Origin of the sequence: Mycolicibacterium fluoranthenivorans, from assembly GCF_011758805.1 — a bacterium.
In the GTDB taxonomy this organism is placed as follows: Bacteria; Actinomycetota; Actinomycetes; order Mycobacteriales; family Mycobacteriaceae; genus Mycobacterium; species Mycobacterium fluoranthenivorans.
In genome coordinates this window covers 124,739-147,133 of record NZ_JAANOW010000003.1, presented here as the reverse complement: position 1 = coordinate 147,133, position 22,395 = coordinate 124,739, and the positions used below count along the sequence as shown (strand labels likewise).

The following is a 22,395-nucleotide window of genomic DNA, read 5'->3' as shown; positions in this document are numbered from 1 at the left end:
GCCGATGACGAGTCCGCTGGAGAAACCCGAAGGACTCACCTGGGATGCCGCGTCGGTCGAACTGCCGCCGATGCCGACGATCCCGCCCGGCGCCGACGCGATGAGTATGACCATCGCGTCGGTACTGCCCGCCCTGGAAGCATCCCTGACGGCCAATGTCACCGCGTTGTCGGCGAAAGAGAACCAGTTCTCCGGCAAGGTCGGCGCGGCGCAGTCGGCCTATCAGAACGCCGATGAGCAGGGTGGCCAGTCCGTCGGGCAGCTGGGCGGCATGCTCGGCCAGATGGGGCAGATGATGCAGGCGCCGATGCAGGCGGCCGGCGGCCTGGGCGGGCAGACCGGCAGCTTCGGCTCGATGATGCAGCAGGCCATGGGAAGTGCCGGCCAGGGCGGTGGCTCGGGTTCGGGCGCTGGGGGCGGCGCGGGCGGGCTGGGTTCGCTCGGGTCGCTCGGCTCGCAGCTGGCCGGACAGATACCCACGGACCAGGGCCGCCCGGACGATCGTCAGCAGCAGGACGAGCGTGAGCAGCAGCAGAACGAGCGCCAGACTCAGCAGGATCAGCGCCAGGCCGAACAAGACCACCGCGAACACCGGCAGGACCAGCGGCAGGCCGCTCAGGACGCACGCGATGCGGCGGCGCCGCAGCACGGTGCGGCGGGCCCGGCGCCGGGCACGGCGGCGCCGGCTCCGGTCTCACCGCACGAACACGGCAGGCCTACCGCCGGAGACGACGCGGCCCGCCGCGTGTGATCAAGCGGGGATGAGTTCCACTCCGGACAGTACGACCGCGTTGTCCCGGCTCGGTGCGGTCAGCACACCGAGGAACTTGCCGTCCTGCTTCCAGATATTGGCCTGCAACGTCTCACCCGGGATGACGGTGCCGGCGAACCGGGCACCGTAGGAAGCCACCTGCGACACATCGCTGTCGAGGAAGTGATCGACGATGGCCTTGGCGCCGATACCGTAGGTGCACAACCCGTGCAGGATCGGCCGATCGAACCCGGCGGCCTTGGCGAACGCCGGATCCGAATGCAGCGGATTGCGGTCACCGCACAACCGGTACAGCAGCGCCTGCTGCGGCAGCGTCGGCAGGGCGATCTCGGCGTCGGGGGCCCGGTCGGGCAGCTCCGCCGACGTCGACGGTCCACGCTCCCCGCCGAATCCGCCCTCGCCGCGGGCGAAGATGGAGCGCCTCGTGGTCCACAGCACCGCGCCGGATTCGTCGGTCACGGTCGACTCGCTGACGATGACGGCGGCCTTGCCCTTGTCCCAGATCTCGGTGAAGCGCTGCTTGGACCAGGCCTTACCGCTGGTGGGGATGGGACCCGGCACCGTGACGCCCTCGCTGGCGTGCAACACCTTGGACAGCTCGATGTCGATCCCCGGGAACTGCACCGTCGGGGCCTCGGTCATGTGAAAGCTGACCGCGACATTGCCGAAGGTGGGCAGCACCTGCGGGGTGTTGTCCGTCAGGTAGCGCAGCTCGCGCTCGTCCATCGGGTCCGCACCCGCACCGAGTCCCAGGTGATACAGCTGGATATCGCTACTGGTCCAGGAGAATTCGATGGGCTCCAGGTCGGCGGCGAGCGCCTTTTCGACATCGATGGGCATTAACCAACCCTTCCTGACTCTGATGTCGCCGCCGGGGCGGCTCCGGCTACGGCGAGGGCGGCCAGGTATCCGAAGGTCATGGCGGGTCCGATGGTCCCACCCGGGCCGGGATAGGTGTGGCCCATCACCGGTGAGCTGGCATTGCCTGCGGCGTAGAGCCCCTCGATGATCGAGCCGTCGTCGCGCAAGGCCCGGCCGTGCACATCGGTGCGGATGCCGCCCTTGGTGCCGAGGTCACCCGGCACCATCTTGGCCGCGTAGAACGGGCCGTTCTTGATCTCACCCAGGTTCGGATTGGGCTTGTTGGTCGGATCCCCGTAGTAGCGGTCGTACGCGCTCTCGCCGCGATGGAAATCCTCATCCACACCGGTCCGGGCGAACCCGTTGAAGCGCTCGACGGTGGCGGCCAAGGCCTCGCCGGAAAGGCCGGTCTTCTCGGCCAGCTCGGCCAGTGTGTCGGCCTTGACGACCACGCCGGACTCCAGCCACTTCTTCGGAATCCGTTGTCCCGGCTGAAGTCCCGCGAAGATGTAGCGGTCCCGGTACTGCTGGTCGAAGATCAGCCAGGCCGGCACGTTCTCGCCCGGGCCCGAACCCTGACCGTACTGACCGCCGTACATGTGATGGCAGGCCTCGACGTAGGGCATGGACTCGTTCATGAACCTCTGGGCCTTGAGGTTGACGATGATCGACCCGGGAGAGTTGCGTTCGGACAGGGCGAACCACGGCGCGTCGACCAGCGGGACCGTCGGGCCCCACCACGAGTCCTCCATGAGTTCCAATGCCGCACCGAGCTTCTCGGCGGCCAGAATGCCGTCGCCGGTATTGGCCTTGGCGCCGACCGTCCACTCGGTGGTGATGGGTGCGCGCTGGTACTTCACCCGCATCTGCTCGTTGTGCTCGAAGCCTCCGGAGCCCAGGATGACCCCCTTGCGGGCCCGGATCAGTTGCGGCTCAGCAGATTCCGGTGCGCCGTCGGCCCGTACGTAGATCCCGCGGACCACGCCGTCCTCGACGTAGAGATCGGTCAGCGCGGTGTTCAGCAACACCGGAACCCCGGCGTTGCGCAGGCCGATACGCAGCGGTGCGATGAGTGCGCGGCCCATGCCGACGAGGTTCTTGCCGGTCGCGTTGGCCCAGACCGAACGCACGCCCACCTTGATGCTGCGCAGCACACCACGCGGGTGGCGCTTGAGCTGGTTGAGTCGGACGTAGTCCTGCTGCAGCACCACCATGTTCAGCGGCACCTTGCCGTACGGCGGCTCCAGGCCGGACTCGTCGGGCCCGAGCTTCTTGGCGTTGAACGGCTTGGGCTCCACCGACCGTCCAGTGGCCTTGCCGCCTGCGGTCTCCGGGTAGTAGTCGGAGTACCCCGGCACCCAGCACAGCTTCAGCGGGGAGTTCGCGAGGACGAACGACAGCATCTCCGGACCGCGGTCCAGGTAGGTGTCGATCTTCTCCGCGGGCACCACGTCGCCGATGATCGTGTGCAGGTATTTCCGGGCCGCCTCGGCGGTGTCTTTGACCCCGTCACGCTTGAGGATCTCGTTGTTCGGGATCCACACGCCGCCGCCTGACCGCGCAGTGGAACCACCGTAGTGCGGAGCCTTCTCAACGACTACTGTCGAGAGGCCCTGGTGAGCAGCGGTAAGTGCGGCGACCATGCCGGCAGCCCCGCTGCCGACCACGACAACGTCGTACTCCTGTCCAGTCATGTAGAACACGTTATAGAATTGCAGCGCCTTTCGACAACAGGCCCGTAACTGTGCCGGTCGAGGGCTTAACGAGGTTATGAGGGGAATTCACCTAGATGCTGAGTGCGCAGGTACGCGATGAACTCGCGGCGGATCTCGCCCAGGCTGAGCGCAGCCGGACGCCCACCACTCCGTTGACCGACCGTTACGCCGATATCGACGTCGTGGACGCGTATGAGATCCAGCTGATCAACATCCGGCAGCGGGTTGCCGAAGGCGCCCGGGTGATCGGGCACAAGGTGGGTCTGTCGTCGGAGGCCATGCAGAAGATGATGGGCGTGGATGAGCCCGATTACGGTCATCTGCTGGCCGATATGGAGGTCTTCGAGGACCGCCCGGTCCAGACGGCGAAGTACCTCTATCCGCGAGTCGAGGTCGAGGTGGGCTTCATCCTGGCCGACGATCTGCCGGGGGCCGGTTGCACCGAGGACGATGTGCTGGCCGCGACGGCGGCGTTCGCCCCGTCGATCGAGTTGATCGACACGCGTATCACCGACTGGAAGATCAAGTTGTGTGACACCATCGCCGACAACGCGTCGTCGGCCGGTTGGGTGCTGGGGCCGGAACGGGTGTCGCCCAAGGATATTGACATTAAGAACATCAGCGCCGTGCTTAAACGCAACGGTGAGGTGGTGGCGGAGGGCCGCAGCGACGCCGTGCTGGGCAATCCCGTCACGTCGGTGGCCTGGCTGGCCCGCAAGGTCGACCAGTTCGGGGTGCGGTTGAAGGCCGGCGACATCGTGCTGCCGGGGGCGTGCATGCGTGCGATAGATGCACGTCCGGGTGACGATTTCGTAGCAGATTTCGACGGACTAGGTTCAGTCCGACTGAGTTTCGAATAGGGAGAGCCGTTCTTATGGCTGATAAGGCGTCAGTGGCGATTGTCGGGTCGGGCAATATCAGTACCGATCTGCTGTACAAGTTGTTGCGGTCGGAGTGGTTGGAACCACGCTGGATGATCGGGATCGACCCGGAGTCTGAGGGTTTGGCCCGGGCCCGCAAACTGGGCCTGGAAACCAGTCATGAGGGTGTGGATTGGCTTCTGGGGCGCAGTGAATTGCCGGATCTGGTGTTCGAGGCGACCAGTGCGTATGTGCATCGTGCTGCCGCGCCGCGGTATGAGGCGGCCGGGATCCGGGCGATCGATCTGACCCCGGCGGCGGTCGGGCCCGGGGTGATCCCACCGGCGAATCTGCGTGCGCATCTGGATGCGCCGAACGTGAACATGGTGACCTGCGGTGGGCAGGCGACCATCCCGATGGTGTACGCCGTGTCCCGGGTGGTGGATGTGCCCTATGCCGAGATCGTGGCGTCGGTGTCCTCGGCGTCGGCCGGTCCCGGGACGCGGGCCAATATCGATGAGTTCACCAAGACCACCAGCGCCGGGGTGCGTGATATCGGTGGGGCCGCCAAGGGGAAGGCGATCATCATCTTGAACCCGGCCGAGCCGCCGATGATCATGCGGGACACCATTTTCTGTGCCATTCCCGAGGACGCTGATCAGGCGGCGATCACCGCGTCGATCAAGGAGGTCGTGGCGCAGGTGCAGACCTATGTGCCCGGGTATCGGTTGCTCAACGAACCGCAGTTCGACGAGCCGTCGGTGGTCAACGGCGGCAACCATGTGGTGACCGTGTTCGTCGAAGTCGAAGGTGCCGGGGATTATCTTCCGCCCTACGCGGGAAATCTGGACATCATGACCGCCGCGGCCACCAAGGTCGGCGAGGAAATCGCCAAGGAACGCGTCGCGGCTACCGCTGGAGGTCAGGCATGAGCACCGCCGATATTTTCTTCAACCCGATCTGGGATGTCCGGATGACCGACACGTCGCTGCGCGACGGGTCCCATCACAAGCGCCATCAGTTCACCACAGACGAAGTGCAGGCGATCGTCGCCGCACTCGACAACGCGGGCGTCCCGGTCATCGAGGTCACCCACGGTGACGGGCTGGGCGGCTCGTCGTTCAATTACGGGTTCTCCAAAACCCCGGAGCAGGAGTTGATCAAACTCGCCGCCCAGACCGCCAAAGAGGCCAAGATCGCGTTCCTGATGCTGCCCGGGGTGGGCACCAAGGAAGACATCAAGGAGGCGCAGAACAACGGTGGGTCGATCTGCCGGATCGCCACCCACTGCACCGAGGCCGACGTCTCGATCCAGCATTTCGGGCTGGCCCGTGAACTCGGGTTGGAGACGGTCGGGTTCTTGATGATGAGCCACACCATCGCCCCGGAGAAACTGGCCGCCCAAGCCCGCATCATGGCCGATGCCGGCTGCCAGTGCGTCTACGTCGTCGATTCCGCCGGTGCGCTGGTGCTCGATCAGGTCGCCGACCGGGTCGCGGCGCTGGTCGCCGAACTCGGCGATGACGCGCAGGTCGGATTTCACGGTCATGAGAACCTCGGCCTCGGCGTCGCCAACTCGGTCGAGGCCGTGCGCGCCGGCGCCAAACAGATCGACGGGTCGTGTCGCCGGTTCGGCGCCGGTGCCGGTAACGCGCCGGTGGAGGCGCTGGTCGGGGTGTTCGACAAGATCGGCGTCAAGACCGGTATCGACTTCTTCGATATCGCCGACGCCGCCGAAGAGGTCGTCGCGCCGGCGATGCCCGCTGAGTGCCTGCTCGACCGCAACGCACTGATCATGGGCTACGCCGGGGTGTACTCCAGCTTCCTCAAGCACGCAGTTCGCCAGGGCGAACGTTATGGCGTGCCCGCCCATGAGTTGTTGCTCCGGGTCGGCCAGCGCAAGCTGATCGGTGGCCAGGAGGATCAGCTCATCGACATCGCGCTGGAGATCAAACGCGAGCAGGAAGCCTCCAACGCCTGACCCCCTATCCGCCCAATTGATCACACGGGCGGGAAAGGTCGAGAAGAACCGGCCAAAACGTCGATCTGGGTAACTGTCAGGAGGCCCGGGCAAGATAGGGGCCATGGCCACCACTGCGACAACGCGCCGCAGGGCGGGCTCGCTGGAGTTCCTGCTGGTCGGTCTCATCGTGCTGGCGCTGTCGGCGGGGACGGTCAGCGGCGTGTTGTCCACCCACCCGCGGCTGGCGGCCGCCGCCACCATCTTCTGCGGGGTGTTCGTTCAGGCGCTGCCCTTCCTGGTGCTGGGCGTCATCGTCAGCGGGCTGGTCGCCGCCTTTGTGACCGCTGAGCGGCTGCAGCGCTGGCTGCCGCGGCGCCCGGTGCTCGCGGTGGCCGCCGCCGGGGTGGGGGGAGCTGCCCTGCCGGGCTGTGAATGCGGCTCGGTCCCGGTGGCGCGCCGGTTGTTCAGCCCCGACACCGGCGGTGCCGCGCTGACGTTCATGCTCTCGGCGCCGGCCATCAACCCGGTGGTACTGGTCGCGACCGCGGTCGCGTTCCCCGGTCAGCCGCAGATGGTGGTGGCCCGTTGCGCCGCATCGCTTCTCACCGCGGTGACCATGGGTCTGCTGTGGCAACGCTGGGGCTGCGCCGCGTGGGTGACCCGCACCCTGCCGACCCCGCACGATGATTCGGCCCCGCGCTGGGCGGTGTTCACCGGTGCGGCCCGGCACGACTTCCTGCAGTCCGCCGGCTTCCTGGTGATCGGCGCGGCGGCGGTGGCACTGCTGCGGGCGTTCGTGCCCACATGGGTGTTCGAGCACGTGGCCGGAAATCTGGTGTTCGGCATCCTCGCGATGGCGATCTTGGCGGTGGTGCTGGCCCTCTGTTCGGAAGCCGACGCCTTCGTCGCGGCCGGATTCACCATGCTGCCGTTGTTGCCCCGGCTGGTGTTCCTGGTGGTCGGCCCGGCCATCGACGTGAAGTTGTTCGCCATGCAGGTCGGGATGTTCGGCCGGGCGTTCGCGGTCCGGTTCGCGCCGCTCACCCTGCTGGTGGCCACCACCATTGCCACCGCGGTCGGACTGTTGGTGCTGGGGACCGCGTCATGAGCCGGGTCGTGCAGAACACGCTGGTGCTGCTGATCGGGCTGAGTGCCGGATTGCTGGTGGTGAAAGGCACCTACCTCAACTTCGTCAAACCGGGTCTACTGCCGTGGCTGATCGCGGCCGCGGTGCTGCTGGTGGTGCTGGGGCTGGCCGGATTCCTGGCCGACGCGCGCCACGGTGCGGCCGAGCACCACCACCACGGCGGTACGGCCTGGCTGCTGCTGATCCCGGTGGCGCTCACCGCATTCGTGGCGGTACCGGCCATGGGCGTGGTCGGTGCGACTCCGGAGTCGCCGGCGGCCGCGCAGCCGCATCTGCGGCCGTTCCCGCCGCTACCTGCGGATGGCACGGTCTCCCTGCCCGAACTGCTGATGCGCGCTGCCGCCGACTCGACGAAGAGCCTGGACAACCAATCGATCAGCACCACCGGCTTCGTCATGGGCGATGACCTGGCCCGGGTGGTGATCATCTGCTGCGCCGCGGATGCGCAGCTTGCCCGGGTCCATCTGTCCGGCAACGTCTCCGGTCATCCCGATGACACCTGGCTACGCATCGAAGGGCGTGTCATCCCGGGGTCCTCGAATCCTTCCACCCATTTCATCCCGACCCTGGAGGTCACCCGTGCCACCCCGATCCCCAAGCCTGCCAACACCTACGCGTACTGACGCGCAGGCCATCCTGGAACAGCTCGCAGGCCAGGAGGCGGTACTGCGCGATGATCAATGGACGGCCATCGAAGCGTTGGTCGTCGGGCGCAGACGTGCGCTGGTGGTGCAACGCACCGGCTGGGGCAAATCGGCGGTGTACTTCATCGCCGCCAAGCTGCTTCGGGCCGCCGGGCGCGGGCCGACGGTCATCGTGTCGCCGCTGCTGGCGCTGATGCGCAACCAGGTGGCGGCGGCGCAGCGGGCCGGGGTGGCGGCGGCGACGATCAACTCCAGCAATGTGACCGAATGGCAGGACGTGCATCGACGGGTCACCGCGGGTGAACTCGATGTGTTGCTGGTCAGCCCGGAGCGGTTGAACAATCCGGACTTCCGGGACGCCGTGCTGCCCGCGCTGGCCGCCGACGCGGGGTTGGTGGTGGTCGACGAAGCGCACTGCGTCTCGGACTGGGGCCACGATTTCCGCCCCGACTACCGCCGGATCCGGACGCTGATCGCCGAATTGGGGTCCGATATACCCGTTCTGGCGACCACGGCAACAGCCAACGACCGAGTGGTCGACGATGTCGCCGCCCAGTTGGGCGTCGGGGGAGCGGACACCCTGGTGCTGCGCGGCGGACTGGACCGGGAGTCGTTGCGGTTGTCGGTGGTGCAGGCCGGGGGACCGGCTCAACGCGCGGCATGGGTTGCTGCGCAACTGGATTCGCTACCCGGGTCGGGGATCATCTACACGCTGACGGTGTCACAGGCCCACGATATCGCCGCGCTGCTGCGGGAACGCGGATTCCCGGTAGCGGCCTATACCGGGTCGACGGAGGCCGCCGAACGCGAGCAGTTGGAGGCCGACCTGCTGGCCAACCGGGTCAAGGCGCTGATCGCCACCTCGGCGCTGGGGATGGGTTTCGACAAACCCGATCTCGGGTTCGTCGTGCATCTGGGTGCGCCGTCCTCGCCGATCGCCTATTACCAACAGGTGGGCCGCGCCGGTCGTGCCACCGCCAGCGCAGAGGTGATCCTGCTACCCGGTCGCGAGGACGCCGACGTGTGGCGGTATTTCTCCTCGGTGGCGTTCCCGTCGGAAGCGATGGTGCGCAACGTGATCGGCGCGCTCGAGCCGGACCGGGCGCTGTCCACTGCCGCGCTGGAACCGCTGGTCGACCTCAACCGGTCGCGTCTGGAGATGGTGCTCAAGGTGCTCGACGTCGACGGCGCGGTGCGCCGGGTCAAGGGCGGCTGGATCAGCACCGGCCAGCCATGGGGCTACGACGAACCGCGGTACCGAAAGCTGGCGGAGGCCCGGCAGCGCGAGCAGCAGGCCATGCTCGACTACCAGTCGACATCCGGGTGCCGGATGGCATTCCTGCGGGGTCAGCTCGACGACCCCGACCTGGCGGCCGATCATCGGTGCGAGCGCTGTGACAACTGTGTCGGCTCCCGCTATCCGAACGCGGTCGACGTGTCGGCGGCCGAATCGGCCCGCGAGCAGCTGATGCGCCCCGGGGTGGAGATCGCCCCACGCCGCCAATGGCCCACCGGGCTGGCATCCCTGGGTGTCGACCTGTCGGGCCGCATCGGGGACGGCCCGGAACCTGGCCGGGTGATCGGACGGCTCACCGACCTGGGCTGGGGCACCCGGCTGCGGCGACTGCTGGACGAGCCCGACGGTGAGGTCCCCGATGACCTGGTGCAGGCCGCCATAGCGGTGCTCAAGGCGTGGGACTGGAAGACCAGGCCCACCGCGGTGCTGGCGCTGGACTCGGCGACCAGACCGCAGCTGATCCGCTCGACCGCGGCCCGGCTGGCCCAGCTCGGCAGGCTCACCGATCTCGGGGTGCTGAGGTACACACCCCAGCACCGGCCTGTCACCGCGGCGAACTCGGCTTACCGGGTGGCGGGACTGCGGGATGCGTGGGAGGTGCCGGTCCACGTGGATGCGGGACCGGTACTGCTCATCGACGATGTCACCGATACCGGGTGGACGCTGACCATGGCGGCACGGGTGGTGCGGGCGGCCGGTGCGTCAGCCGTCCTCCCGTTCGCGCTCGCCGGCGTGCGGTGAGAAGCCCAGCTGCGCGGCGACGGCCGGCACACCGGTCAGGTGAATATCGTTGCGGCGAATCGGGTTCCATGCGGCACGGCGCATCGTGAAGGCGAGCATGGTGTCGGTCCGGTCGCGGCGTTGTTCCTGCGCGGTGCCGGTCTGCGCGTAGGGCAGCGAGTGCGTGACACCCAGCGATGCGGCGTTGTCGTGCCACGCGCGGGTGGTGGCTTCGCCGGCGCCGAAGCCCGCGAAGATCAGATGCAAGGCGGCCTGGCGCATCTCCCGCCCGAGGCCGCGGCCCTGATGTGCGCGGCCCAGCCACGACCCCGTCGTCACCGATCGGCGGGCCGGGAACTGCTCGGCGTGCACCGTGCACACCCCGACGGGCCGCCCGCCGGCGAGCACGGCGAGCGGCAGGTCCCAGTGTTCGGGGGTCACCTCGGCGCGGCAGCGCCAGAAGTACTGCAGGCTGTTGCGTTCCAACTGGGGTGAGGGCACGTCGGTCCACGGCTCCGAGAACGGCATGGTGGCGGGATCGTGAATACCCCTGGCCGCCAGGCGCGCGAGATCGGTGGCCAGCTCGTCGGTGATGTAGCGCAGGCCCAGGGTCGGAGTGGTCACTTCCAAGTCCGCCAACGGCCAGATCGGGTCCGTCATGACTGCCATCGCAACACATCGCGCCGTGCGGACAGAAGTGAATTTCCGCCACGTGTGTAACAGCCGTGTTTGCCGAGGCGACGTGCTCTACAGGGCCGGGATGCCCCGGCCGATCCGCTGCAAAGGAGTACACACATGGCTCGTATCGCCACCTTCCGGCGCGCCACCTTCGGTCTCATCGCTGCCGGTGCCGCCGGCGCCATGCTGGGCATGCCGACCTCCTGGGCTGATCCGGAGGGCTCGGACAGCACGCCTGCCCCGGCGACTCCGACGACGTCGGCGCCTGCAGCCGGCGACTGCAACGCGGCTGGGCTGGCCGACACCATCAGTTCGGTCACCAAGGAGCTGTCGGCGTACTTCGCCGCGCATCCCGACGTGAACGCGGCGCTCATCGACTTCACCCGGCAGCCGGCATTCGTCGCGGTCGGTCAGTTCGACGGCTACTTCAAGGATCATCCGCAAGAGGCCGATGAGCTGCGTGCCATCCAGGCGCCGCTGACCGCCTACAAGGACCGATGCGGGTTGCAGGTGGCGCCGACCGACGCACTCGCGGTGCTGGCCGAGGTCTAGTTCTGGTCCGGTCTCGACCCGCCGAGCTGAGCGGTCAGCGCGGCCGCGCTGGCCATCACCTCGCGGGCTCGTTCGGTGATCTCGCTGTCGGTCAGGGCATGCCCGATCTGCAGTGAGACCACCATGACCTGGCGTCGGTGATGGTCGAAGACCGGCGCGGCGATGACGCTGATGTCGTGCCGGGTCCGTGTCCCCGACTCGCCACCGTCGGGCAGGTAGACGCGTTCGCCGATATCGGAGACCAATTCGCCCAGCAGCGCGCGTAATTCGTCGGGCAACGTGCTCGACATCCCGGCCATCAGGGCATAGAGCCGGCGGCCACCGGGAGTCAGCCGCTCCGCGAGGTAACCCGCGGCACGGCATTCGGCGATCACCCGGGCCAGGCGAGCGCTGTCGGTGCGCAGCGGGATGGTGGGTTCCTTGGCCAGCCACTCCCGGACGGCTCGTTCATCCCAGAGCACGAACATCAGACCGACCGGTGGGGCGAACGGATAGCTCTGGCCGACCCGCACCGCCGGCGGCGTACCCGTTGGGGCCACCAGTTCCAGCAGGGTGATGCGGTCGTCGACGACGCCCGAGAGTGCCGCGGTGGCATCGAACTTCTCACTGAGGCGTCCCAGCTCGGTACGCGCGGCCGGGCTGACCCGCATCGACTCCTGGGCGGTATGGCCGAGCGTGATCAGCGCCGGGCCCAGCCGGTAGGTCTTGTCCGAAGATTCGCGCACCAGGTAGCCGCTCTCGGCCAGGGTGGTGACGATCCCCAGGCAGGTGGGCTTGCTCAGCCCGACCCGGCGGGCCAGTTCGGACAGGCCGAACCGATCGTGCGGATGGCGTGCCAGGAAGTCCAGGATCGCGACCACGCGGGCGGTGGGTGGTGAGGCGCGCCCGGCCGGTTCCGCGAGTGTCATCGCTACTGACCCCCGATCGTTGACGCGAACTAGAACCCGTTCTAGTCTCAGGTCGGAAACTCTACCACTGCGGTCCAATATTGGAACGCGAAGAACGGATGAGGATGTACGCACAACCTTTTCTGGACGCCGTCGCCGAGGCCGAACGTCTCGTCACCGAAGCTCCGTTCATCGAATCCGAAGCCGATCTGCTCGAAGGGCTGCAGTATCTGGCCGGTTGCATCGCGGCCTGCACGCACGTTGCCTTCGATTACGACCGCGACCACCCGTTCCTGCACAGCGGAACCGGTCCGTTCACCAAGATGGGCCTCGACAATCCGGACACCATGTACTTCGGTACCCGGGTGCAGCCCGGCCATGAATATGTGGTGACCGGACGGCGCGGCACCACCACCGATGTCAGCTTCCAGTTGCTGGGCGGCGAGTACACCGAGGAGGTCGTGCCCGACAGTGAGACGGCCTTCGACGACCGCAAGCTCGACATTGCCGCCGACGGCACCTTCGAATGGCGCTTCACCCCGGACAAGCCGGCCCAATTGGTGATCCGCGAGGTCTACAACGACTGGGCGGCCCAGCGTGGCACGTTCGCCATCGCGCGGACCGACACCGCCGGCACCGCCCCGGCCGCGCTCACCAGGGAATTGGTGGAGAAGCGCTATGCGGTGGCGGGCAAGCAGCTCGTGCAGCGGGTGAAGACCTGGTTGCAGTTCCCGAAATGGTTCTACGACAACCTTCCGGTGAACACGCTGACCGCACCGCGGCTGACCCCGGGCGGGCTGGCCACCCAGTACTCCTCGGTGGGGCACTACGATCTTGCGCCGGATCAGGCCGTTGTCATCACGCTGCCGGTCACCGATGCGCCGTACGTGGGCTTCCAGCTGGGCAGCCTGTGGTACATCTCGCTGGACTACATCAACCATCAGACGTCGCTGAACGGCACTCAGGCGCAGGCGGATCCGGACGGCAAGGTCCGCATCGTGGTCTCCGATGCGAACCCCGGCGTGACGAACTGGTGTGAAACCCTGGGGCACGGCAAGGGATATCTACAGTTCCGCTGGCAGCGGGTGTCGCGTCAGCTGACCGAAGCGGACGGCCCGAGCGTGCAGATCGTCGACCTGGCCGACGTGGCGGGGGTGCTGCCGTACTACGACTCGAACAAGATCTCAGACGAGGACTGGCGGGCGCGGATCGCGCTGCGCCAGAAGCTGATCGGCGAAAGAATGGTGGGTTGACGATGGCTGGCGCGTTGGGTGGACTGCTGAAGGACAAGGTCGTGGTGATCAGCGGCGTCGGGCCCGCACTCGGCACCACGCTGGCGCGGAGATGTGCCGAGGAGGGGGCCGATCTGGTGCTGGCCGCCCGCACCGTCGAGCGGTTGGAAAGCGTCGCGAAAGAGGTGACCGGGCTGGGACGTCGGGCCGTCGCGATCGGCACCGACATCACCGATGACGCGCAGGTCGCCAATCTGGTCGACGAGTCGCTGCAGGCGTACGGCAAGATCGACGTGTTGATCAACAACGCCTTCCGGGTACCGTCGATGAAACCGTTCGCCGACACCACTTTCGAGCACATCCGGGAGACCATCGAGCTCACGGTGCTGGGCGCGCTGCGTCTGATCCAGGGGTTCACCCCGGCGCTGGCCGAGGCCAAGGGGTCGGTGGTCAACGTCAACTCGATGGTGGTCCGGCACTCCGATCCCAAGCAGGGCGCCTACAAGCTGGCCAAGTCGGCGCTGCTGGCCATGTCCCAGTCGCTGGCAAGTGAGTTGGGTGGCAGCGGTATTCGGGTGAACTCGGTACTTCCCGGCTATATCTGGGGCGGAACCCTGCAGGGTTACTTCGAACACCAGGCCGGCAAGTACGGCACCACCGTGGACGAGATCTACAAGGCGGCCGCGGCCAACAGCGATCTGAAGAAGCTGCCGACCGAGGACGAGGTCGCCTCGGCCATCCTGTTCATGGCCAGCGACCTGTCCAGCGGTATCACCGGGCAGACGTTGGATGTCAACTGCGGGGAGTACAAGTACTGATGACGCGCACCAATGTGGGGACCGTCGAGGATCTGCACGCCTCGGCCGTGAAGGCCTGCGGGCTGGATGATTTCGGCCCCGATGACGATAACTACAAAGAGGCGCTCGGCGTGCTGCTGGAGGCCTATCAACGCGATGCCGATCTCACCGAGCTCGGCAGCAAGATGCAGCGCTTCTTCGTGCGGAATGCCCTTGTCGCCCGTCTGGTCTCGGAGGCGGCGTTCAAGCAGTACCCGCAGCACACCGACGTGCCGATCGAGCGGCCGATCTTCGTGACCGGCCTGCCGCGCACCGGCACCACGGTGATCCATCGGCTGCTCACCGCGGACCCGCGGCACCAGGGTCTGGAACTGTGGCTCGCCGAGTTCCCGCAACCCCGCCCACCACGCGAAACCTGGTCGCAGAACCCGGTATTCGCCCAACTCGACGCGCAGTTCACCAAGGCGCACGAGGAGAACCCGGACTATACCGGCCTGCATTACATGACCGCTGACGAGGTCGAGGAGTGCTGGCAGCTGCTGCGTCAGTCGCTGCACTCGGTGTCCTACGAGACGCTGGCCCACATCCCGACCTACTCCCGGTGGCTGGCGCGGCAGGACTGGACCAAGTCCTATCAGCGGCACCGCCGTAATCTGCAGCTGATCGGGCTCAACGAACCGGAGAAGCGCTGGGTGCTCAAGAATCCCAGTCACCTGTTTGCGCTCGACGCCCTGTTCGCGACCTACCCTGACGCGCTGGTGGTGCAGTGCCACCGGCCCGCCGAGACCATCATGGCCTCGATGTGTTCACTGGCCCAGCACACCACCGAGGGGTGGTCGGACACGTTCCGCGGCGAGGTCATCGGTGCCGATTCGATGGAGACCTGGTCGCGCGGCCTGGAGCTCTTCGATGCCGAACGCGCCAAACATGATCCAGCTCAGTTCTGCGATGTGGACTACTTCGAGTTCATCAAGGATCCGATCGGCGCGGTGGAGGGTATCTACCGGACGTTCGGCATCGACTTCACCGATGCCGCTCGCCAGGCCATGGTCGACTCCCACGAGGCGAGCAAGAAGGGCCCGCGCGCACCCAAGCACACCTACTCGCTGAGTGATTACGGGCTCACCGCCGAGCAGGTCAAGGAGCGGTTCCAGGGACTCTAGGATCAGGGCAGGATCGCGGTGGCCTCCACCTCGACCAGCACGTCCGGTTCGAAGAGCGCCTCGACGCCGATGAGTGAGGCGGGCGGTATGGGCGAGGGCAGTCCGATATCGGTGGCCACCAGATTGACGCCGGCCATGAAGGCGTCCATCCGCTCCGGAACCCACTGGGTGACATAGAAGGTCAGTCGGACGACATCGCCGAAGCCGGCGCCTGCACCGGCCAGGGCGGTCGCGGTGTTTCGTAGTGCCTGGGCGACTTGGCCGGCGAGGTCGCCGGGAGCCACCGGGGTTCCGTCGGCGAGTCTGGCTATCTGACCGCTGACGTGGACGTGCCGGGTACCGGTTCCCACCGCAACATGGTGATAGGGGACGGGCTGCAGCAGGCCCTGCGGGCTGAACATGTGCACGGACATCGAATTCTCCTGCCGATCGGTGATGACGTGGTGCAGCATTGATACTTGGTATACGCAGGACACTTCAACGAGACCAGGTTTCATGACCGATACCGCACCCGATTTCGTGATCAGCGCTCAGCACCGCGAACTGCTGGATCAGGTGCTGGACAAATGGTCGTTGAGCGTCCTCAACGAGCTCTGCGAACGGCCTTGCCGTTTCAACGACCTCCGCCGCGCCCTCCCCGCCGTCACGCAGAAGTCGCTGACGGCGACGCTGCGCAAGCTGGAACGCAACGGCATTGTCGAGCGTGAATTGCTGAGCACACGACCGGTCGCCGTCCAATACCGGATCACACCGCTCGGTAAGACCCTGCGCCCACCTGTCGAGGTGCTGCTGGCCTGGGCCGCCACACACACGTCAGAGATCGAAAAGGCGCGCCGGCGCTTCGATACTGACGAGCCGCGGTAACCCTAGGCCTTCGTATTTGCCAGCGAATCGATGAGTGTGAGCGCATCACGGGCCAAGGCGCTCACGTCGTAGCCGCCGACCGATCCGCACGTGGTGATCTCGATCGCGGCGTTGTGGGCCGCGACGAAGGCGTTGTCGCATGCCCAGTCGGCGGCGCGGAACGACCAGATCACCGAATGCGGCGAACCCCGGCCGGCAACACCCATGCTGAAGTGGTACTCCCGGCCCTTCATATCGGTGACGGTGAACGGGGTGCGGCACGCCTCCAACGCGCTGCGGGCGCCGGTGATCGCCGACCGGGCGTCGAAATCAGCGGCGTACACCGCAACGATCTCCTCGACGTACACCGGCTGAGCCTCGGCGGCCACCCAGTGGCCACCGTCGGTGGCCTCGGGATGATGGTCGACGATGAACGGCGCATCCTTCTCCCGGGCCGCACCGGCGCAGGAATCTGGCACCACGGTGACGAACCGGTTGCCGTCCTTGTCGTCCTGGGCCCGCTTGCTGAGCAGATCACCCACCTGATCGGCGAGGATGGGACCGACCCGGGGGGCCGGGTGCGGGGTCGCGGTGTCGATGATCCGGGCGCAGCCACTCACCGCGAGACCGCCGGCAAGGGCGAGAACAAGGGCAACGGCGACGTCAGCCGTCGCCGGGCGGCGGCGCGCTCGACACCTCTTCCAGACAGCCTTCCGCGACGGCATGCCTGATGCTATCTGTCAGCTTCGGACAGGACCGCGCACGGGCGGGATCCCCGCCGGTGGCCCGAATCTCACTGAACACCGCGCACCGCTGCGTTGCCCCGCTACTCCATTGCACCGAGGTCTGTTCCGGGCCTAGCTTTTTGACCTGCACCGTGACATGGCAGAACCGGCAGTCCACCGACACCAGACCCGAGGTCAGATAACGCTCCCGGTCCCGCGCGGTGGCCTCCCGGATGGCAGCGGCGCGGTGTGGATCGCCGGCGAAATCCGGTGCCTTCGACCAAGATCCGGGTGCAGCAGAGTCTCGGGCCGGATGATCGTGCTCGTCATCGTGACCGAGCAACTCCAGCATCGACCGGGCCAGACGATCAACGTCCGGCGTCTGGGCCCGCTCGTCGTGGGTGGTCATCAGCTCGGCTGAACTGTTTCTTTCTGGGCCTTCTGACTTTCCTGGGCCTTGAGGTTCTCCGCCACCTCGACATGCCACTTCTCGTTGGCGGCCGTGGTGTCGACCTCCATCTCGAAACGGTCGGTCATGTCCGCGGTGACATCGGCGACGTCGACGTAGAACTGCTGGTACCAGCGGCGCATCTGGTAGACGGCACCGTCCTCCTCGACCAGCAGCGGATTGTCGATCCGGGTCTTGTGCTTCCAGATCTCGACATCCTGCAGAAAGCCCTTGCTGACGCCCTCGGTGAACACCCGAGCGAGCTTGTCGGTCGTCGCCTCGTCCAGGCCCTTGGGCTTTTCCACGATGACGCCCCACTGCAGCACGAACGAGTCCTGGCTGACGGGGTAGTGGCAGTTGATCAGGATCGACTCGGCCTTGAAGCCGCCGTAGTTGTTGTGCAGCCAGTTGATCATGAACGACGGGCCGAAGTACGACGCCTCGGAATCCAGCTGAGCCTCACCGTATGAGGTTCCCAGATCGTTCACGTCGGGTCTGCCCACGTTGTGCAGATACTGGGAGGCGATATGGCCCTCGAAAACGTTCTTGAAGTATGTCGGCAGACCGAAGTGGATGTAGAAGAAGTGCGCCATGTCGGTGACGTTGTCGATGATCTCGCGGCAGTTGGAGCCCTCGATGAGCATCGTGTTCCAGCGCCACTCGGTCCACTGGTCGTCGGCGGCCTCGGGGATCTCCGGGATGCGGACCTCGGGTGGCGGCGGATTGCCCTCCGCGTCGTGCCAGACGAACAGCAGGCCGCCGCGGACGTCGGTCTCCCAGGCGCGGGTGCGGGCCAGGCGCGGTGTGCGCTTGGCGTAGGGCACCAGCTTGCATTTGCCGTCCCCGCCCCAGCGCCAGTCGTGGAACGGGCACGCCACGGTGTCGCCCTTGATCTGGCCCTGCGCCAAGTTGCCGCCCATGTGGCGGCAGTAGCCATCGAGGATCTTGACCTCGCCGTTCGAGTCGGCGAACACGACGAGCATGGTGCCGAAGATCTCGACGCCGTGCGGTTTACCGTCGAGGAAATCCTTGACCGGACCAAGGCAATGCCAGCCGCGTGCGTAGCGGTCCGGCAGCGCTCCGGTGTCGATCTCCCTGACACCGACAGTGCCGGTGGATTCAGTAGTCACGGTGGGCCTCCCGTATCGGTCTTCTAACTAGAACACGTTACAGTTTTGGTCCTCGTTCGCGCAACGCATGCACGCCTACCTGCGGTATATGTGAACCATGCCTCTTTATGAATTCGAGGGCCGAACTCCCGTGGTGGACCCGACAGCGTTCGTCGCTCCGACCGCCACCCTCATCGGGGACGTGCACGTCGCGGCGGGTGCATCGGTCTGGTTCAACGCGGTGCTGAGGGCCGACTACGCGCCCGTCATCATCCGCGAGGGGGCGAACGTGCAGGACGGATCGGTTCTGCACGCACCGCCGGGGATTCCGGTGGACATCGGCCCGGGAGCCACCATCGCCCACGGCTGCGTCATTCACGGTGCCCACATCGGCAGCCACGCCCTCATCGCCAATCATGCGACGGTGCTCGACGGGGCGGTCATCGGTGCGCGGACTCTGGTCGCCGCCCACGCGCTGGTGGTCGGTGGCACCAAGATTCCCGACGAGGTACTCGTCACCGGGGTGCCGGCCAAGGTCAGGGGGCCGATCGCCGGTACCGGCGCGCAGGTCTGGATCGACACCAACGCCCAGGCCTACCAGGATCTGGCCCGCCGCTACCGCGAGGGCCTCAAGGCTGTGTAGCCAGGCCGGTCCGCAGGGCGATCGCCTGCATCTTGCCGACATTGGTGATGAATTGGTCGGTGGTGACGTCCCCGATCGCGCTCTGGAATTCCAGCCGTACCAGGGCCCGGTCCACCGTGAAGAACATCAGGGTGACCGATTTGTCCTCTGCGGGCTTGGCGCCTTTCACGACGACGCCGCCGTTGCCCACCGCGATGGGTTGCGGGGTGCCCCCGGCCACCAGCGAGGGCAGCGTCGCCTCCGCCTGCTTCAAGGTCGCCGCGGCGGTGGCAGCGTCCGGGTAGATCAACACCACGGTGCTGATCGCGCGGTCGTCCTTGTCGTTGACGAAGAACGCGCTGGCGCCGGGTTGGCCGTCGGGCTGTGACTGCGCGGACTGCTGGTGGAAAGTGTCCTGTTCGTCACTGAGGTCGTCGGCGGTGATCAACAGGCGCTCGTACTGCGGTGCGACCTTGCTCTTCGAGGAGGGCGTGGTGGTCGACGACGAGGGCTGTGCGGGAAAGCCGGGGAGACTGGTCGCAGCGGGTGTGCTGCCGTCGGTACCGGCGCAACCGCTGATCAGGAAGGCGGTGAGGGCTGAAAGGACGGTGGGGACGACGGTGGGGACAATGAAGCGGCGCAAGGTGGTCTGTTGACTCTTGGGAACTGGACGATGAATGTTCCCAACGGTACGCGAACCACTCAGATCTTGCGTGCGCCCGCGGTGGCCGCCGCCACCTCCCAGAAGGCGCGGAGCGCCGCGATCTTGCCGTCGGTGTTCACCCGGTAGGTGAACACCCCTTCGGCCTGCACGCGGTACCCGCCCGCGACGATCACGATGTGACCGACGTTGGCCTCCTCGTTGCCGCAGACATAGGTCTTCTCGAAGTGGAATTCCAGCTGGCTCGGGGCGATCGCCTTGTCGAAGAACGCGGCGATCGCGGCTTTGCCGCGATGACCCGTGCCCTCGGGGTCGAAATGCGACGGACCGATCGGGTCCTCGACGATCGCGTCATCGGCGAACAGCGCGAGCCAAGCCTCCTTGTCGCGGGCGACGGCCGCTTCCCGCGACCGCCGCCCGGCAAGGGTCACCGGGGCCGTCATCAGGACTTACCCGCCGGTTTGTCGCTGGAGACCACCCACATGGAGAAGTACTGCGCACCGCCGCCGTAGGCGTGGCCGAGCGCCTTGCGCGCACCGGGCACCTGGTGGTCACCGGCCTTGCCCATCACCTGGATCGCGGACTCGGCGAACCGGATCATGCCCGAGGCGCCGATCGGGTTGGAGGACAGCACACCGCCGGAGGCATTGAACGGGATGCGGCCGCCGATCGCGGTCTCGCCGGCCTCGGTGAGTTTCCAGCCCTCGCCCTCGGGTGCGAAACCGAGACTCTCCAGCCACATCGGCTCGTACCAGGAGAACGGGACGTAGACCTCGGCGGCGTCGATCTCGTCGATGGGTGAGGTGATCCCGGCGTCACGCCACAGTGCGGCGGCGGCATCCCGGCTGGCCTGCGGGTTGACCTGATCGCGCCCGGCGTAGGCCAGCGGTTCGGTCCGCAGCGCGGTCGCGTGGATCCAGGCGACGGGATTCCCCTTGGCGAGATGGGCCTCGGCTGCTTCTTCGTTGCCGATCACCATGGCCGCCGCGCCGTCGGACGACGGGCAGGTCTCGTCGTAGCGGATCGGATCCCACAACATCGGGGAGGACATCACCTTCTCGACGGTGATATCCGGCTGGTGCAGATGCGCCAACGGATTCTTCGCGCCGTTGAGCCGGTCCTTGACCGCCACGATGGCACCGATGTGATTGGGGGCGCCGGAGCGCCGGATGTACGCGCGGATGTGGGGAGCGAAGTACCCGCCCGCGCCGGCGCCGACCGGTTTGGTGAACGGCACCGGAATGCTCAACGCCCACATGGCATTCGATTCCGACTGCTTCTCCCACGCCATGGTCAGCACGCGCTTGTACTTGCCGGATTGCACCAGGCTGGCCGCGACGATGGCGGTGGAGCCGCCCACCGAACCGGCGGTGTGTACCCGGATCAGCGGTTTGTTCGTCGCACCCGTGGCATCGGCCATGAACAGCTCGGGCATCATGACGCCCTCGAAGAAGTCGGGCGCCTTGCCGACCACCACGGCGTCGATATCGTCGAACGTCGATCCGGCGTCTGCCAGCGCCCGGTCGATGGCCTCACGCACCAGGCCGTTCATCGACACGTCGTGACGCTTGGCGACGTACTTCGTCTGCCCGGTCCCCAGAACCGCGGCGAGTTTCTTACCTGATTTCGGAGCCATCAGGCTTCTCCCTCCAGAACGGCAACCAGATTCTGTTGCAGCGCAGGGCCACTCGTGGCGTGCGCCAGTACGCGCTGCGCGGAACCGTTGAAGATGTGCTGCGCGGCGAAACCGATGCGCTCCAGCCCGGCCGAGAACATCGGGTTGGCCGCCAGCGCCCCACCCGAGGGGTTGATCTTGGTCGAGGCCGGTAGCCCGATCGCCTCGGTGAGGATCAGCTGCTGATGAGTGAACGGGGCGTAGATCTCGGCGATCTCGATCGAACCGGTATCACCACCGGTCGCCGCCCTCGCGGACGCCGCCGTGGACGGTGAGGTGGTCAGGTCACGGGCACCCAGGATCGGTGTCTCGATGCGGTGCTCGAAACCGGTGATCCAGGCCGGGTTTTCGCGCAGCTCGCGGGCCCGATCACCCGCGGCGAGCACGATCGCCGACGCACCGTCGGTGATCGGTGCGATGTCGTGGCGGCGCAGCGGGTCGGCGAAGTACGGCCGGGACAGCAGGTCGTCAATGCTGCCGGTGACCTCTTCTCTGTCGGTACGGCCCGCGGCGGCATAGGAATCGAGTGCCACCTGGGCCATCTGCTCGGCGGTCCATTTGCCGGCATCCAGGCCCGCCCGGGCCTGCAGTCCCGCCAGCGACACCGAATCCGGCCACAGCGGCGCGACCGTGTACGGGTCGGTCTGCAGCGACAGGACGCGCCGCAAGGTTCCGGCCGAGGACTTGCCGAAGCCGTACACCAGCGCGGTCTCCACCTGCCCGGTCAGCAGTTTGATGTAGGCCTCGTACAGCGCCCACGCCGCGTCCATCTCGACATGCGACTCGTTGATCGGCGGGATGGCGCCGATGGAGTCGATCGCGGAGATGAACGAGAAAGCGCGGCCGGCAAGGTAATCCGAGGATCCGGAGCACCAGAAGCCGATATCGGTCTGCTGGAGGCCGAGTTCCTCGTAGAGCTGGTGGAAGCACGGCATCAGCATCTCGACGCCGTTGGTGGTGCCGTCGGTGCGGCGGACGTGGGGCGCGTGTGCGAAGCCCACCACTGCGATTTCGGTCATCAGTT

Annotated in this window: 25 protein-coding genes; 13 read left to right on the top strand and 12 right to left on the bottom strand. The window is 66.8% G+C overall.

Features of this window, described 5'->3' with window-relative positions; translation table 11 throughout:
• Positions 1-4 precede the first annotated feature (4 nt).
• The gene (locus FHU31_RS24035) at positions 5-751 is read left to right on the top strand and encodes a hypothetical protein (protein ID WP_167163257.1); all 747 of its coding nucleotides are present in this window, start codon (positions 5-7) and stop codon (positions 749-751) included.
• Here FHU31_RS24035 and FHU31_RS24030 read toward each other — a convergent pair whose 3' ends face one another.
• Positions 752-1,612 (bottom strand): enoyl-CoA hydratase ChsH3, encoded by an 861-nt coding sequence (locus FHU31_RS24030; protein ID WP_167163256.1) that lies wholly within the window; start codon positions 1,610-1,612, stop codon positions 752-754.
• Entirely contained in the window at positions 1,612-3,327 is a 1,716-nt protein-coding gene (kstD, locus tag FHU31_RS24025; RefSeq protein WP_167163255.1) for a 3-oxosteroid 1-dehydrogenase, read from the bottom strand. The genes FHU31_RS24030 and kstD overlap by 1 nt, the downstream gene beginning before the upstream one ends.
• A 95-nt stretch (positions 3,328-3,422) precedes the next feature.
• Here kstD and FHU31_RS24020 point away from each other — a divergent pair, with 95 nt between their 5' ends.
• The 6 genes from FHU31_RS24020 (at position 3,423) to FHU31_RS24000 (ending at position 10,000) form a co-directional block, all read left to right on the top strand.
• A complete protein-coding gene (locus FHU31_RS24020) occupies positions 3,423-4,208 on the top strand; it encodes a 2-keto-4-pentenoate hydratase (protein WP_167163254.1) in 786 nt (261 codons plus the stop codon).
• Between the two features lie 14 nt (positions 4,209-4,222).
• Positions 4,223-5,140 carry an acetaldehyde dehydrogenase (acetylating) gene (locus FHU31_RS24015; RefSeq protein WP_167163253.1) on the top strand — a complete coding sequence of 306 codons (918 nt, stop codon included), beginning with the start codon at positions 4,223-4,225 and terminating at the stop codon, positions 5,138-5,140.
• Entirely contained in the window at positions 5,137-6,189 is a 1,053-nt protein-coding gene (gene dmpG, locus FHU31_RS24010; RefSeq protein ID WP_167163252.1) for a 4-hydroxy-2-oxovalerate aldolase, read from the top strand. Before FHU31_RS24015 ends, dmpG begins: the two co-directional genes overlap by 4 nt.
• A gap of 103 nt (positions 6,190-6,292) precedes the next feature.
• A complete protein-coding gene (locus FHU31_RS24005) occupies positions 6,293-7,279 on the top strand; it encodes a permease (RefSeq protein ID WP_167163251.1) in 987 nt (328 codons plus the stop codon).
• Positions 7,276-7,941 carry a TIGR03943 family putative permease subunit gene (locus FHU31_RS31665; RefSeq protein WP_234901632.1) on the top strand — a complete coding sequence of 222 codons (666 nt, stop codon included), beginning with the start codon at positions 7,276-7,278 and terminating at the stop codon, positions 7,939-7,941. Before FHU31_RS24005 ends, FHU31_RS31665 begins: the two co-directional genes overlap by 4 nt.
• Entirely contained in the window at positions 7,898-10,000 is a 2,103-nt protein-coding gene (locus FHU31_RS24000; RefSeq protein WP_263987963.1) for a RecQ family ATP-dependent DNA helicase, read from the top strand. The genes FHU31_RS31665 and FHU31_RS24000 overlap by 44 nt, the downstream gene beginning before the upstream one ends.
• On the opposite strand, the gene FHU31_RS23995 is transcribed toward FHU31_RS24000, so the two are convergent.
• Positions 9,962-10,639: a GNAT family N-acetyltransferase gene (locus FHU31_RS23995; RefSeq protein ID WP_167163249.1), complete on the bottom strand. Its 678-nt coding sequence runs from the start codon at positions 10,637-10,639 to the stop codon at positions 9,962-9,964. The two genes, FHU31_RS24000 and FHU31_RS23995, sit on opposite strands and share 39 nt — an antisense overlap.
• A 135-nt stretch (positions 10,640-10,774) precedes the next feature.
• Here FHU31_RS23995 and FHU31_RS23990 point away from each other — a divergent pair, with 135 nt between their 5' ends.
• Positions 10,775-11,209, top strand: a complete 435-nt coding sequence (locus tag FHU31_RS23990) for a hemophore-related protein (RefSeq protein ID WP_167163248.1) — start codon at positions 10,775-10,777, stop codon at positions 11,207-11,209.
• On the opposite strand, the gene FHU31_RS23985 is transcribed toward FHU31_RS23990, so the two are convergent.
• Positions 11,206-12,117 (bottom strand): IclR family transcriptional regulator, encoded by a 912-nt coding sequence (locus FHU31_RS23985; protein WP_167163247.1) that lies wholly within the window; start codon positions 12,115-12,117, stop codon positions 11,206-11,208. The genes FHU31_RS23990 and FHU31_RS23985 overlap by 4 nt on opposite strands.
• A 104-nt stretch (positions 12,118-12,221) precedes the next feature.
• Here FHU31_RS23985 and FHU31_RS23980 point away from each other — a divergent pair, with 104 nt between their 5' ends.
• The 3 genes from FHU31_RS23980 to FHU31_RS23970 are packed head-to-tail and all read left to right on the top strand — an operon-like array spanning position 12,222 to position 15,288.
• Positions 12,222-13,349, top strand: a complete 1,128-nt coding sequence (locus tag FHU31_RS23980) for a hypothetical protein (RefSeq protein WP_167163619.1) — start codon at positions 12,222-12,224, stop codon at positions 13,347-13,349.
• Between the two features lie 2 nt (positions 13,350-13,351).
• On the top strand, positions 13,352-14,146 hold the full coding sequence (locus tag FHU31_RS23975) for an SDR family oxidoreductase (protein ID WP_167163246.1): 795 nt from the start codon (positions 13,352-13,354) through the stop codon (positions 14,144-14,146).
• A complete protein-coding gene (locus tag FHU31_RS23970) occupies positions 14,146-15,288 on the top strand; it encodes a sulfotransferase family protein (RefSeq protein WP_208411351.1) in 1,143 nt (380 codons plus the stop codon). Before FHU31_RS23975 ends, FHU31_RS23970 begins: the two co-directional genes overlap by 1 nt.
• A 2-nt stretch (positions 15,289-15,290) precedes the next feature.
• Here FHU31_RS23970 and FHU31_RS23965 read toward each other — a convergent pair whose 3' ends face one another.
• Entirely contained in the window at positions 15,291-15,701 is a 411-nt protein-coding gene (locus tag FHU31_RS23965; protein ID WP_167163617.1) for a RidA family protein, read from the bottom strand.
• An 82-nt stretch (positions 15,702-15,783) separates the two neighbouring features.
• Here FHU31_RS23965 and FHU31_RS23960 point away from each other — a divergent pair, with 82 nt between their 5' ends.
• Positions 15,784-16,152 carry a winged helix-turn-helix transcriptional regulator gene (locus tag FHU31_RS23960; RefSeq protein ID WP_167163245.1) on the top strand — a complete coding sequence of 123 codons (369 nt, stop codon included), beginning with the start codon at positions 15,784-15,786 and terminating at the stop codon, positions 16,150-16,152.
• Between the two features lie 2 nt (positions 16,153-16,154).
• Here FHU31_RS23960 and FHU31_RS23955 read toward each other — a convergent pair whose 3' ends face one another.
• From FHU31_RS23955 to FHU31_RS23945, 3 genes are read right to left on the bottom strand one after another with little or no spacing between them, the layout of a single operon-like run.
• A complete protein-coding gene (locus FHU31_RS23955) occupies positions 16,155-16,751 on the bottom strand; it encodes a sensor domain-containing protein (RefSeq protein WP_234901631.1) in 597 nt (198 codons plus the stop codon).
• A 43-nt stretch (positions 16,752-16,794) separates the two neighbouring features.
• Positions 16,795-17,265, bottom strand: a complete 471-nt coding sequence (locus FHU31_RS23950; RefSeq protein WP_167163243.1) for a hypothetical protein — start codon at positions 17,263-17,265, stop codon at positions 16,795-16,797.
• On the bottom strand, positions 17,265-18,434 hold the full coding sequence (locus FHU31_RS23945; RefSeq protein WP_167163242.1) for a 3-ketosteroid-9-alpha-monooxygenase, oxygenase component: 1,170 nt from the start codon (positions 18,432-18,434) through the stop codon (positions 17,265-17,267). Before FHU31_RS23945 ends, FHU31_RS23950 begins: the two co-directional genes overlap by 1 nt.
• 97 nt (positions 18,435-18,531) lie before the next feature.
• On the opposite strand from FHU31_RS23945, the gene FHU31_RS23940 reads away from it, so the two are divergent.
• Entirely contained in the window at positions 18,532-19,056 is a 525-nt protein-coding gene (locus FHU31_RS23940; protein ID WP_167163241.1) for a gamma carbonic anhydrase family protein, read from the top strand.
• On the opposite strand, the gene FHU31_RS23935 is transcribed toward FHU31_RS23940, so the two are convergent.
• From FHU31_RS23935 to FHU31_RS23920, 4 genes are read right to left on the bottom strand one after another with little or no spacing between them, the layout of a single operon-like run.
• The gene (locus FHU31_RS23935) at positions 19,043-19,678 is read right to left on the bottom strand and encodes a hypothetical protein (RefSeq protein WP_208411350.1); all 636 of its coding nucleotides are present in this window, start codon (positions 19,676-19,678) and stop codon (positions 19,043-19,045) included. The genes FHU31_RS23940 and FHU31_RS23935 overlap by 14 nt on opposite strands.
• A gap of 59 nt (positions 19,679-19,737) precedes the next feature.
• Positions 19,738-20,139: a nuclear transport factor 2 family protein gene (locus tag FHU31_RS23930; RefSeq protein WP_167163240.1), complete on the bottom strand. Its 402-nt coding sequence runs from the start codon at positions 20,137-20,139 to the stop codon at positions 19,738-19,740.
• Positions 20,139-21,332, bottom strand: coding sequence for a thiolase family protein (locus FHU31_RS23925; protein WP_167163239.1), 1,194 nt, complete (start codon positions 21,330-21,332; stop codon positions 20,139-20,141). Before FHU31_RS23925 ends, FHU31_RS23930 begins: the two co-directional genes overlap by 1 nt.
• Positions 21,332-22,390 (bottom strand): thiolase family protein, encoded by a 1,059-nt coding sequence (locus FHU31_RS23920; protein WP_167163238.1) that lies wholly within the window; start codon positions 22,388-22,390, stop codon positions 21,332-21,334. Before FHU31_RS23920 ends, FHU31_RS23925 begins: the two co-directional genes overlap by 1 nt.
• Positions 22,391-22,395 lie beyond the last annotated feature (5 nt).